At 54.8% G+C, this 13776-nt stretch carries 9 protein-coding genes; 3 read left to right on the top strand and 6 right to left on the bottom strand.

Annotation, left to right across the window (positions count from 1 at the left end):
* Positions 1-480: 480 nt before the first annotated feature.
* Positions 481-891, bottom strand: coding sequence for an IS1 family transposase (locus IPM39_10725; GenBank protein ID MBK8986538.1), 411 nt, complete (start codon positions 889-891; stop codon positions 481-483).
* Positions 892-926: 35 nt separating this feature from the next.
* Positions 927-1208, bottom strand: coding sequence for an IS1 family transposase (locus IPM39_10720; GenBank protein ID MBK8986537.1), 282 nt, complete (start codon positions 1206-1208; stop codon positions 927-929).
* A gap of 174 nt (positions 1209-1382) precedes the next feature.
* On the opposite strand from IPM39_10720, the gene IPM39_10715 reads away from it, so the two are divergent.
* Positions 1383-2102: a site-specific integrase gene (locus IPM39_10715; protein ID MBK8986536.1), complete on the top strand. Its 720-nt coding sequence runs from the start codon at positions 1383-1385 to the stop codon at positions 2100-2102.
* Positions 2103-2225: 123 nt separating this feature from the next.
* On the opposite strand, the gene IPM39_10710 is transcribed toward IPM39_10715, so the two are convergent.
* The 4 genes from IPM39_10710 to IPM39_10695 form a co-directional block, all read right to left on the bottom strand.
* Entirely contained in the window at positions 2226-2432 is a 207-nt protein-coding gene (locus IPM39_10710) for a CsbD family protein (protein MBK8986535.1), read from the bottom strand.
* A 185-nt stretch (positions 2433-2617) separates the two neighbouring features.
* Entirely contained in the window at positions 2618-3127 is a 510-nt protein-coding gene (locus tag IPM39_10705) for a ferritin-like domain-containing protein (GenBank protein ID MBK8986534.1), read from the bottom strand.
* Between the two features lie 213 nt (positions 3128-3340).
* Positions 3341-3574: a putative cation transport regulator ChaB gene (chaB, locus tag IPM39_10700; protein ID MBK8986533.1), complete on the bottom strand. Its 234-nt coding sequence runs from the start codon at positions 3572-3574 to the stop codon at positions 3341-3343.
* Positions 3575-3616: 42 nt separating this feature from the next.
* Positions 3617-3817 carry a DUF1328 domain-containing protein gene (locus tag IPM39_10695; GenBank protein MBK8986532.1) on the bottom strand — a complete coding sequence of 67 codons (201 nt, stop codon included), beginning with the start codon at positions 3815-3817 and terminating at the stop codon, positions 3617-3619.
* 146 nt (positions 3818-3963) lie between these two features.
* Between IPM39_10695 and IPM39_10690 the strand changes: the two genes are divergently transcribed.
* Both IPM39_10690 and IPM39_10685 read left to right on the top strand, forming a co-directional pair.
* A complete protein-coding gene (locus IPM39_10690) occupies positions 3964-5187 on the top strand; it encodes a universal stress protein (GenBank protein ID MBK8986531.1) in 1224 nt (407 codons plus the stop codon).
* Positions 5188-5266: 79 nt separating this feature from the next.
* Positions 5267-13762, top strand: a complete 8496-nt coding sequence (locus IPM39_10685; protein MBK8986530.1) for a cellobiose phosphorylase — start codon at positions 5267-5269, stop codon at positions 13760-13762.
* The last annotated feature ends 14 nt before the right edge of the window (positions 13763-13776 follow it).

Genomic DNA, 13776 nt, shown 5'->3' with positions numbered 1-13776 from the left:
GATTTTTGTCCCAACAACCCACCGAACCAAAGCATTAACGAGATGATCATGATTTCTATCATTGTTTGAAACCTTATCTGCTTTATAACCTCTATTCAGAGCTGACCTCATTTATTGCGTAACCATACATTACTCCACGGAACAAATTTCTATTATTGACGTGTGCTTCTTCTTGCATTGCTTTTATAACATGACCACGATTGAGTACTGAACGGTCAAGCCACTGCGTTGGTCTGGTTTCTGGTCCTGACGGTAACTCAATTGAGCTAGTACCTCAACTTTCTAATTTTGAGGGGTAGTACTCTTTAAAAACGCGACGCGCATCTTCAACAGTGAATCCCCAATGAATTTTGCGGCAAGCAGCATTACTTTGTGCTTCCCATGACATTAGCTCAGCTTGTAATGTCCATTCATCGGGTAGACGAAGGCGCAAACATTGATGACGCATAATGCCAATCTCTATTTGGTAGTGGTTAACTGTTAACTGATAACCGCTGAATTATACTCATGAATAAATAGCCTGAGAGCAATTTCGTGATACTCGTCGGACTTAGAAAAGGACAAGGTCTTGCGAACAAAACGGGCCAGTCGCTGCCGTAAGGTATTGTTCCACCTCTCCACATGGGCAGTTTCACCTGTTTCTTTGCCCACTGATTGGTGGTCCTGGCCTAACAGACCAAAGACCTGCTGATAGGTCTCCCAGAAGTCGCTAAAGGTGTGGCAATGACGATAGGCCGGGGGAATCCATTGCCAAAGCCGCCAGCAGCTTTCTTCACCACGGTCGCCAATGAAAAAGGAAACGACCTGACGGGTACGCCGACAGAGGGCAATCCAAATCCAGCGCTTATTCTCTTTCTGGCCGAAAAATGACCATAATTCATCCAGTTCCAAGACATCATCAGCTTGACTCTCAACCAGTGATTCAGTTAAAGGAGGCAGTTGCTCGGCTTTTTTTTAAGCCATTGGGCGACCGTTTGGCGGCAGACACCAAAGGTGCGTTCCAAGCCCCGCAAGCTGGATCGTTCATGATAGGCCCGCATAATCTCTTCTCGTCGTTCCGGTGGATATTTGACCTCTGGGTTCAAGGTGCCATAAGCACCACAGACACGACAGTGAAATTTCTGCTTACCTTGCTTCGTCTGACCATTCTTGACAATGTCAAGGCTACCGCAACGCGTACATTCATAAGTTATGGTTTCGTGAATCATACCCACTATTCTACATCTATCAGTCGTAAATTAACCACTACCTAACGCCTACCGTGAAGAATTGGTGCAATCCGGCAAAAGTCGCAGCAGCATCAACCAGGCGCTGTCGGCCATCCGTAAGCTGGCGGCCGAGGCCGCCGACAACGGTTTAGTCCCCCCACCCTGGCCTATGGCGTGGAACGAGTCAAAGGGGTCAAGCAGGAAGGGGTGCGCGCCGGCAACTGGCTGACCAAAGAGGAAGCGGAGAAGCTGGTCAACACACCAGTCACCCGCTGGCGGCAGGAAGAGATTCCCCTGCTGAAAGCCATCCGCGACCAGACCATCCTGGCGGTGATGATTGGCGCCGGGCTGCGTCGGGCAGAAGTGGCTGGTTTGACCTGGGAAATGGTGCAGCAGCGCGACGGCCGTTGGGCGATTATCGACTTGGTGGGCAAACGGGGCCGGGTGCGTTCGGTGGGCATTCCGCCTTGGGTGAAGGTGGCGCTGGACAGTTGGGGGCAGGCAGCGCGGCGACAGCACGGCCGTATCTTTCTGGCGTTGAACAAAGACGGCAGCCTGGCCGGGTCGGTGCGCACCAAAGGGGGCAGCCTGACCGATGGTCATTTGACGCCGCAGGCGATTTACAATGTGGTCAAGGAGCATGTGCTGGCGGCGGGGTACACTAATAGGAAGGGAGAAGCGGCTTTAGCCGCCCATGACTTGCGGCGGACGGCGGCGGCGCTGGCCCTCAAAGGCGGCGCCGACCTGCGGCAGATCCAGCAGATGTTGGGCCATGCCAGCATTACGACCACCGAACGCTACCTGGAGCCGATGCGCAGTTTGCAGGTGACGGCCGGTGACTTCATCCAGATTGAGCTGGCGCTGGCGGCCAATGCGCCAATCCCTCCAGTTTAGGTGGCACTTCCGTTTTGGACAGATTCTCCAATAACCGTTTCATCTCAACAACCCTCAACCCCAAAAAGGCACAACGGCCGCAAAACTGCCGTTGTGCCTTTTTATCATTGAGATTATTTGTCGTTAATTAGTCGGCTGGCGATCAAAATAATCAGTTAGTTTGCGTTCCGCTTGTTCACGGTTCCAGCCATAGCGTTCTTGTACCCGGCCGACCAATTTTTCATATTCGCCGTTGATGACATCCAGATCATCATTGGTGAGCTTGCCCCATTGCTTTTGGATCTCACCGCGGAATTGTTTCCAATTTCCTTTCAAAATATCGCTGTTCATTTGTTGTACCTCCGAAAATTCTTATAGGTTCCCCGACCCTCTCTTGTTGCACTCCAAGAGTAAAAAGACGATGGTGGGGAAACTACCGATAAAAATACTACACTTTCAATATAAGGGTCTGGCGTTTCTTTACCCATGTGCCATGGTACAGAAGGCAGATAGATGCAAGATATATCTGCGGGGTTTCAGGCCATTGCCTTCTCATTGATGCCAGTTTTAAAGATGCTCCCTTCCGCAATACTGGTCAGTTTTTTGTCTATATCGCCTTCTTCATTCAGGGTTTGTTGCAGCAGGCCAGCCACTTCATCGTAACCCAATTTGTCCGCAAAGGTGCGGGCACACCCGTAAGCAGCCATCTCGTAATGCTCTACCCGTTGCGCAGAAGCAATGAGAGCCGCATCCCGTACGGCCGTGTCCGCCATAGACCGAATTGCTTCCTCACTCTCTTTAATGAGACCTTTCATCGCCACACACTCATCCCCTGTTTTGTTGATTCCCAAATCAGCGAAGATGTTTTCCAGACGGTTTACATGTTGATGCGTTTGTTGCAGATGCTGGCCAAACGCATCCTGTAGCTCCAGAGAAGTGGCTGCATTCACCATCTTCGGCAGTGCCACGACCAACTGTTGTTCAACGCTGTACAAGTCATTTAGCTCGTGAACCAACAAATCTTGCAAAGAATTTAAATGTTGCATGTTGTACCTCCGTTAATTTACTGGACCTGCAGTTCGCCCATTTTCCAGGTTCTCAGACTCCAGTACTTTACAAAAACGTGCCTTCTCATTGTAAAAATAAAAGCAAACCCAAGACACAGAGGTGTTACTCTTGCCATTTACTCTAACGAGTTTGCGTCTTTCATTCATGTACCCGTATCTAAAAAATAGATATAGTTCTGGTACATTTCGAGGCTAATCATCTTTTTTAACCCAACGGCCGTTATCGTTTTTCTCATATGTGTTCTTGACAGCCGCCCAGGCCACTTTGTGCGCAGTTTCTTCGCGGGTGTCATCCCCACGCCGATCAGACGCATCGGCATATTGGTCCCAGGCACTGTTGTACGCAGCCTGGTAAATTTCCTGGGCATGTTTTGGCAAATTGTCCCGTACGGAATCTGGTAGATCAGACAAGTTTTTGTAAGGCATTTTTTGCTCCTTGCTATTTAATTTATCTTCTTACCTGTTCGCTTATTTGCTCCTATTTAGCTGGCCTGATTTTCTGTTTTGTTGGACGATACCCACCATGAGGGATGCCAGAAAAACAAAGAAAAAAAACAAAAACAAAATTCGGGCAATTTCCGCTAAACCTTCTGAAAAGCTCAAACGGCTAAACCCAAAGAAAGCTGCCGACAAAGCCGCTATTAAAAATAGAGACGCCAATCTTAACATAATAAGCCACACTCCTTTTTGATTATTTCCTGGATGCTGGCGTTTTTTGTTTACTTCACGGGAAAGACGCCTCGACGAGACAACTCTCGACCGAAAATTAAACTTCGCCAGGCCCAAGTGCTTGACCAGCAAACATCCACGAGAAAATGCGACAGCTGCCCGCATCCGTTCTGCCACATACACTATCCGGCGCTCTTCCTATTAAACAGATGCAGAGATATAGAAAAAGGATACAGAGAAGATACATTTTCAAGAGATATATCCAAGATGTATCTTCCATCTATACCCGCCTCTATAGGCAAGTCATTTTCTTTTATTTATCATCAAGTTTAGATGTGCGGGAGCATTCTGAAACAGAAGAGCAGGAGATAAAACGAATGTTAAATAGAATTCTTGTCCTACTAGATGGGTCCACTCTGGCACAATGTGTTTTGCCCCATGCCCGCGCCTTCGCGGCGGCGTTTGCCGCCGATGTGACGCTGCTAAGGGTTTTGGAACTGGACAATACGCAAACTCAGACCCAGGTTGATCCGGTTAACTGGCATTTACGCAAAGTGGAAGCGCAATCTTATTTAAGCGGGTTGCTGCATATATGGCCGCAATCTGAGGCATTCCCCCATATAGTATTGGACGAAGGAACGGCCGTTGATCGCGTCGTTAATTATGTAGAAACCCATGAACCCAACATAGTTATGTTAAGCACACATGGACAGAGTGGACTCTCCGCCAGCAGCATCAGCAGCGTCGCCCACAAAATCATTCATTTGCTGCCCACATCATTTGTGCTGGTACGTGCCAGGCAAGCATTGGAAAAAGACAACGAGATCACCCACTACAAACGGATTTTGGTACCACTGGATGGTTCCCGGCGGGCGGAATGTGTTTTGCCGTTTGCCAGCCGCCTGGCAGCCACCCATGAGGCCGAATTGGTGCTGGTCCACGTGGTACCGCAGGCAGAAATGATTCAGCGGCGGCCCCTTTCCCCAGAAGAAGCGCATCTGTGCGAGCAGTTACAAGAACGCAACAAAGCCGAAGCCGCTCAGTACCTACGCCAATTAGCTGACCAGGAAGCGCTGTCCATCACCACTCATTTGTTGACCGATGCCCAGGTGCCAGATGCGCTGATCAACTTTGCGAACTCGGAACAAATCGATCTGGTGATCCTGTGCGCCCACGGCCATTCGGGAGGCAAACATCGTCTGTATGGCTCCCTGATCACTAATTTTATCCACTACAGTTCTGCGGCCTTATTTGTCATTCAAGATTTGCCCGCCGACCAAATCAAGTCATCTCGAATTTCTACCAACGCGATGGGTGGCTTCAATCCGAAAATTGCTTATGCCCAACCCGAAGACTGGACTCCCAATTAACAGCTCTCATCCACTCCAACCAGACGTCCCCCTGCCTGTAAACAGCAGTTCTTCCTCTATAGAAAGTACAGCCCAACAAGTGGCCCAACGGCAGCAGCAAGTGTTTATCGGGCAAACACTCCGCCATTTATTGCGCCGTTTGCCGGAGCAAGCCCGGCTGCTTGAAGAGTGCCATCAGGCTTATCAGGACGCCTCGCAAGTTGAACTGGCCTTTTCCGCGGCTGCCGAGTGGATGCTGGACAATTTCTATATTGTCCAGCAAGCGCTGCGGCAGGTGAAAAAAGATTTCACCCCCGCCTTTTATGATGATTTGCCCAAACTGAGCCTGGATGAGGCGGATGAATACCAGCACTTTCCGCGCATCTATGCCCTGACGCGCCACTACATCCTGCAAGAACAGTGCCAGATCCAAACCGAAAAACTACACCGATTTCTCCAGGCTTATCAGACAGTGACTCCTTTGACGATGGGTGAAGTATGGGCGCTTCCTATCATGCTGCGTATTTCTCTGCTGGCCTGCCTGGCTCAAGCCAACGGCCGTATCACCCAAATCTTGCCTGCTGCCGATGAACTCTCCCCCGCCATGCGCTTTCAATTCCCGAATGCCGAGGACGACAAAGACATTGTCGCCAGCGCCATCACCAGCCTGCGCCTCTTGGGTACGCTGGATTGGCAAACATTTTTTGAACAGGCCAACCTGGCCGAACAAGCCCTGCGGCAAGACCCGGCTCAGTTGTACGGCCGTATGACGTTTGCCACACGCGACCAATACCGCAAGGTTGTGGAGGGATATGCGAAGACCACCGGCCATTCTGAAATCATGGTCGCGCAAACGGCCGTAACCCTGGCCCAAACATCTGGCGCACCACCACCCACCGCAGACCAGGATCCCTGGTCGGGGCTGGCCCTCCCCCCACACGCCCACGTGGGTTTTTATCTGGTTGGGACGGGACAGGCCCAACTGGAAGAAGCGCTTGGCTACCAGCCCACCGGCGCCGCCCGGCGGCGCCGCCTGCTCAAGCGCCATCCCCTGGCCGCTTACCTGAGCGGCATCCTGTTTTTCACCCTACTGTTTTTGCTGCTGCTTCTGTCTTATACGGTTGCTGCTGCCGGTACCCGCTGGCAGCTTTTGCTGGTTTGTGTGGTGGCCTTGGTACCGATAACGGCCGTTGCCGTCAATCTGGTAAACTGGCTGGTAACCATCCTGCTCCCCCCGCACCAATTACCCAAACTCAACTTTGAAGAAGGTGTGCCCGCCTCCTGCCGCACCATAGTCGTCATTCCCGTCCTGCTCACCCATGCAGAAGAAATTCAATCCCTGATCGGGCAGCTAGAACAGCACTACTTGCGCAATCCAGACCCCCATCTCGGCTTTGCCCTACTCAGCGATTTTGCCGACGCGCCCCAGGCCCACATGCCCACCGATGCCTCCTTAAAACAGTTAGCGCAAGCCGGAATAGAAGCGCTTAACCATCGCTACGAACACCAACCTTTCTACCTCTTCCACCGGCAACGGCAATATAACCCCGGCGAGGGCGTCTGGATGGGGTGGGAACGCAAACGGGGCAAGCTCCACGAGTTTAACCAACTGCTGCGCGGCGCTGACCATACTTCCTATGACAATGAATATGGCGATCTCCGCCGCCTGCCCTTTTTCCAATATGTCATTACCCTGGATGCCGACACCATTTTGCCTACGGATGCCGCCCAACGTCTCATCGGCGCTATCGCCCATCCCCTAAACAGAGCCTACTGCGACCCCCATACCAGCCGGGTAACCAGCGGCTACACCATCTTGCAGCCGCGCACCGAAATTCAACCTTCCAGCGCGGGTCAATCCCTGTTCAGCCGTGTCTTTGCCGGTGATATTGGCCTGGATTTATATACGCTGGCCGTGTCCGACGTGTACCAGGATCTGTTTGGCGAGGGCATCTTTGTGGGCAAAGGCATCTATGATGTAGACGCCCTTGAGTGCAGTTTAGCTCATGGTGTTCCCGAAAACAGGCTGCTCAGCCATGATTTATTTGAAGGAGTACAGGGTCGGGCCGGGTTGGTGACGGACATCGTTTTATATGAAGATTATCCGCCTCATTATCTGGTTTTTGTCCACCGTGCCCAGCGTTGGATACGCGGAGACTGGCAGCTTTTGCCCTGGTTGTGGTTCACGGTGCCCGCCGCCAACGGCCGTATCGCCAATGATCTTTCCGCTCTCGATCGTTGGAAAATTTTTGATAATTTACGCCGCAGTTTGGTAGCTCCTTTTCTATTTCTCTTTTTCATCGTGGGTTGGCTGCTGCTGCCCGGCTCTCCATGGGTCTGGACGCTGATCGCCTTGCTGCTGCCGGGCATGGCCTTATTAACCGCTGCGTTTATGGCGCTCAGCCGCCTGATCGGCGGCAGTTCCTGGCGCGAAGCACAAGCGCCTGTGCGCCACAGCGTCCTGCGCTGGCTGCTACAAATCGCCTTTTTACCGTATGAAGCCCTGCTTAATCTGGACGCCATTTTCACCACGCTTGGCCGTCTCATCTTCACCCGCCGCCACTTATTACAATGGACGACTGCCGCCCATGTCGCCCATGTCTTTGGTAATGAGCAATCTGCCGAAAAAACTGCCGGACAAATGATCCGCCCGCTCATCCTCGTCACGATTCTCGCCTTGATGATCATCGCCTGGCGGCCGCAAGCGTTGATCGCGGCTGTACCCATCATGATTTTGTGGGTATTGGCGTCGGAAATAGCCTACCGCATCAGTTTGCCCTATCATGAAGAAACGGCCGTACTCACCCCCCTGGAACAACAACACCTGCGCACCCTGGCCCGCCGCACCTGGCTCTTCTTTGAAGAATACGTCGGCCCCGAAGATCATTGGCTGCCCCCCGACCATTACCAGGAATACCCCCGCGGCGTAGTCGCCCACCGCACCTCCCCCACCAATGTCGGCCTCTACCTGTTAACCGCCTTAGCCGCCTATGATTTCGGCTACATCGGCCTGCTCAATCTATCCCTGCGCCTTAATGACACCTTCGACACCCTGACCAGGCTGGAGCGGTATCGCGGTCATTTTCTCAACTGGATTGATACGCGCAGCTTGCATCACCTGTCGCCGCGCTATGTCTCCACCGTAGACAGCGGCAATCTGGCGGGCTGTTTGCTGGCCCTCAAGCAAGCGTGCCTCAACATGCCAAACGAGCCAGTCTGGCGGGCGGAACGTTGGCGCGGACTGCGGGACACCCTTTCCCTTTTTGATGAAGGCGTGGAAAGCTTGAGCGGTCACGCCAATGTTCAGGACGTAAAAGCCCAGCTAACCCGGATGCAAACGGCCGTACAAAATCGGCCGGAAACATCCTATGAAGACCCCAGCCTCATCCTCTATCTGAACGAAGAAGCGCTGCCCGAACTGGAGCGCCTGTTACTCGTACTTTTTGAAGAGGGGGGCGAGTTGTTGACGCCCGAAATGGCGCAACATTGGCAGCTTTATGTGGGTATGCTGCACCGCAATCTGCAAGGTATGCAGCGCGATGTGACCATGTTAAGCCCCTGGCTGCTCTTTTCGCAGCAGACGCCAGCCTATTTCACAGCCCCGGATTTGCCGCCGGATGTGGCGACCGCGTGGCAGGCGCTGCCCGCCGCCCTGCCGCAGCACCCCCGTTTGGGCGAGCTGGCTGAGGTCTATCGTCATCTGGAAACGGCCGTTCGCCACCTGCAAGCCACCCTGAAAACGGCCGTTCCCTCCCCCCATCTCGCCGCCGCCAGCCAATGGTGCACCGACTTCAACGACGCACTGCTCAACGCCCGCATGAGCGCCAGCGCCCTCCTGACCAGTTATGATATGCTGGCGCAACAGGCAAACAGCTTTGTGCAAGAGATGGACTACGCCTTCCTTTATAATCCCCAACGGCACGTGTTTCACATCGGCTACAACCTGGAAAACGGCCGTCTGGATGACAACTACTATGATCTGCTGGCCTCTGAAGCCCGCATCGCCAGTCTGGTCGCCATTGCCAAACGAGATATACCAATCAAACACTGGCTGCATCTGGCCCGGCCCCTGACCCAACTGCCCGAAGGGCTAACCCTGCTTTCCTGGAGCGGCACCATGTTTGAGTATCTGATGCCGCCGCTGTTGATGAACAGTTTTCCCGACACGCTGCTGGCCCAAAGCTGTCGCACTATCGTGGCGCGGCAAATTGCTCACGGACGGCAGCACCACATGCCCTGGGGCATTTCCGAATCTGGTTTCTACACCTTCGACAACGCCCTCAACTACCAATACCACGCCTTTGGTGTGGTAGGCGCCGGCTTCAAACGCGGCTTATCCGAAGATCGGGTGATCGCCCCTTACGCCTCCCTGCTGGCGCTGCCCATCCAACCCAAGGCGGTATTGGCGAATTTAGACCACCTGCGGCAGTACCACATGATGGGCATGTATGGCCTGTATGAAGCGCTTGATTTCACTCCTTCGCGGCTGGAAGCGGGGCAAGAAGCCGCCGTTGTGCAATCGTACATGGCCCATCATCAGGGCATGATCATGCTGGCCCTGGTCAACACGCTGCAAAATGAGAAGATGGTCCACCGTTTTCATGCCGAACCGACGGTGCAAAGTGTGGAACTGCTGCTGCAAGAGCAGGTGCCCGCCGCCCCAACTCTGCAAAATCCGCATGAAGATGAGACCCATCAGGAAACGGCCGTTCCGCCCAGCAGCCTATCGGCCGATCCCTGGCAACTCCCGGCAAACACCGCTTTCCCGCAAGTTCACTACCTGACAAACGGCCGTTTGGGATCCCTCATCACCAACGCCGGCGGCGGCCTGCTGCAAACGCCCGATCTCGCGCTCACCCGCTGGCGGCCCGACGCCACGCAGGACAATTGGGGATTGTGGCTTTACGTGCAAGACCAGGAAAGCGGCGCTTTCTGGTACGCCACCCGACACAGCAGCGAGGTGCGATTCTTCCCCCATATGGTGGAGTTTACCAGCCGTCAGCATGGCATTAATTTGCAAACGGCCGTTACCGTAGCCCCCGCCGACGACATCGAAATCCGCCATATCCACCTCACCAACCAAAGCAACCAGCCACGCCACCTGCGCCTCACCAGCTACGCCGAAGTCGTTCTGACCGATTTTGCCACCGACAACCGCCATCCGGCCTTTGCCAAATTATTTGTCGAAAGTGACTATCTGCCCGCCGAAAATGCCCTCATTTTCCGCCGCCGTCCTCGTGCCGCCACCGAAAAGCCACGCTATCTGGGGCATATGCTGGTCGTCTCCTCTAAACTAACCCCCACCGGAGCCTACGAAAGTGATCGGGCCGCCTTTGTAGGGCGCAACCATTCTTATGCCCAGCCAGCCGCTTTACAGCCGGGCGGCGCATGGCTCACCAACGCCACCGGCGCCACCGGCGCCACCGGCGCTACCCTGGACCCGATCATGGCTTTGGGGCAAGAGATCACGTTGGCCCCTCACAGCTCCGCAGAAGTAGCCTTCCTCACATTCACCGCCGCGTCACGGGCTGAGCTTCTGGCGCTGGCGCAAAAATATCAACAGTGGACGGCCGTTCACGCGGCATTTAACGAAGCCCGCACCCAGGCGCTGCAAAATCTGGCTCGTTTGGACATGACCACCGCCATGCTAACTCAGGTGCAGCAGCTCCTGTCGCTGCTGTTTTATCCGCACAAAGCCATGCGCACCCAGGCCGCGACCATTGCGGCCAACACCCTGGGGCAGTCCACCCTCTGGGGCTATGGCATCTCTGGCGATTACCCCATTGTGCTTTTGGAATTGGCCGATGAAGAAGCGCAGGAACTATTGGTAACCCTGCTGCGGGCACATGCCTATTGGCGGCGCGGCGGCCTGCGCGTGGACCTGGTCATCCTAAACCGGCAGGCGTCCAACTATGGGCAGCCGGTGCAAAACACCATTCACCGCACCATCCGCCGCCTGGAAAGCGAGCATTGGCTGAACAAACGAGGCGGCATCTTTATCGTGCGCGGAGATCAGATGCACCCGGCCGATGAAACCTTGCTGCGCACGGCCGCCCGCGTCATTTTGTCCGATATGGCAGGCTCCTTATCCGCGCAGCTTGCCTCGTTCAACCAGTATGGCCTGGAACTGCCCTTGTTCCAACCCATGCTGCCCGCCAACGAATATGCGGACGCCGCCCCACCGCTCCCCCGGCCACAAGGGCTGCTGTTTGACAACAGCTATGGCGGTTTTACGGCCGATGGCCGCGCGTACGCCATTTATCTGCGACCGAATGAGTCTACCCCGGCTCCCTGGATCAACGTCGTCGCCAATGAACGGGTAGGATTTTTAGCCTCCGAATCGGGCGGCGGTTATACCTGGGCCGAAAACAGCGGCGAAAACCGGCTAACCGCCTGGCGCAATGATCCCGTCCAGGATATGCCCGCCGAAGTGCTCTATCTGCGTGATGAGGAAACGGGCAATATCTGGACGCCCACGCCGCAACCCGCGCCGGATGGCGCTCCTTACCTGGTTCACCATGGCGCTGGCTACACCACCTACACCCATCACAGCCAGGGCCTAAAACAACACCTGCGGCTCTATGTGGCCCCCGATGCGCCGCTGAAGATCATCCACCTGCGGCTGGAAAATTGTGCCCCACGGCCGCGCCGCCTGACCGCCACACTTTATGCCGAATGGGTGTTGGGGCCGTCACGCCCGGACACGCAAATGACGATTATTCCTGCTTATCATCAGGCGTATTCCGCCTTGCTGGCCCAAAACCCTTACCATACGGAATTTGGCGCGGCGGTTGCCTTTATGAGTGCCAGTAAAACGCCGCATGGATTGACCACAGATCGTACAGAATTTATCGGCCGTTTGGGCGATTTGAGCCAACCGGCGGCGTTGGGTCGCCTGGGTTTTAGCGACCGGGTGGAGGCTGGCCTGGACCCCTGTGCCGTGATGCAGATGCATGTGGATTTACCGCCGGGCGGCAGTGAGGAGATCTATTTCTTGTTGGGGCAGGGGCAGGATGAGGCGGAGGCGTTGGCCGTGATCGGCCGTTTCCAAAACGAGGCCGAAGTGACCGCCGCCTGGAAGGCAACCCATGCGTTGTGGGATGATGTGCTGGGCACAATTCAGGTGGAAACGCCCGATCCGGCGATGAACCTGTTGCTGAATCGCTGGTTGTTATATCAGGCGCTGGCTTGCCGCATTTGGGGGCGTTCGGCGCTTTATCAATCGAGCGGGGCGTATGGGTTCCGAGATCAGTTACAAGATGTGATGTGCCTGGTTCATACCCGGCCGGAGATTACCCGGCAGCAGTTGCTGCGGGCAGCGCAGCATCAATTTGAAGCGGGGGATGTGCTGCATTGGTGGCATCCGCCCTCAGGACGCGGGGTTCGCACACGCATTTCGGATGATTTGGTATGGCTGCCTTATGTGACGGCGTTTTATGTGCAGGCCACCGGTGACACGGCCGTTCTGGATGAACAAGTTCCCTTCCTGCTGGGCGATCCCCTGACCGAGGATGAAGAAGAACGATATGGCCGTTATGAATCCACCCCCGAAACCGCCAGCTTGTATGAACATGGCTGCCGCGCCCTGACCCGCGCCGCCACCCAAGGCAGGCACGGCTTGCCCTTGATGGGGGGAGGTGATTGGAACGACGGCATGAACCGGGTCGGCATTGAAGGGGAAGGTGAAAGCATCTGGTTAGGCTGGTTCATTGCTTCTGCCTTGCAGGCGTTTTCCCACCTGTGCCGCCAGCGGGGCGACGAAAAGCAGGCCAGGCAATTTGTGCAGCAGGCGGAAATGTACCGGCAGGCCCTTGAGCTACACGGCTGGGATGGAGAATGGTACCGGCGAGCTTATTATGATGATGGCACACCGCTTGGCTCTCAGGTGAATCAGGAGTGCCGCCTGGACGCGATTGCCCAATCTTGGGGCGTGTTAACCGGGCTGGCCCGACCGGAACGCGCCCGGCAGGCGATGCAGGCGGTGGAAAAGCACCTGATCAAGGAAGAGGAGCGGCTGCTGTTGTTGTTTACGCCGCCTTTTAACAAGACGACCAAAGACCCAGGTTATATCAAGGGGTATTTGCCCGGTATTCGGGAAAATGGGGGGCAGTATACCCATGCCGCGCTCTGGTCTATTTGGGCTTTTGCCCATTTAGGGGAGGGCGAGAAGGCGGAGGCGTTATACCGCCTGATCAACCCGATCTACCGGGCGGACACAGCCGCCAAAGCCGCCGAATATAAGGTAGAGCCGTATGTCGTTTCCGCCGATGTGTATGGCGTGCCACCGCATGAAGGGCGCGGCGGCTGGACGTGGTATACCGGTTCCGCCAGTTGGATGTATCGTCTGGGGATTGAGGGTATTTTGGGGTTAAGCCGTGAAGGAGACATGCTGTGTTTGCAGCCCAACATTCCGGCTTCCTGGCCTGGGTTTAAGCTGGTGTATCGCTACGGCCGTACGCTTTACCATATCACTGTGGAAAGAAATGGAAGGGAAGAAAGCCAACTCATGCTGGACGGCAACATGTTGGCCGATTATCGAATACCGCTGGTGGATAACGGCCGTTCTCATGACGTGTTGCTGTATCTGCCGAAATAAAGAAGATGGAGGAA

Origin of the sequence: Candidatus Leptovillus gracilis (assembly GCA_016716065.1) — a bacterium.
GTDB classification, from domain to species: Bacteria; Chloroflexota; Anaerolineae; order Promineifilales; family Promineifilaceae; genus Leptovillus; species Leptovillus gracilis.
This window is presented reverse-complemented; position numbering and strand designations above follow the sequence as displayed.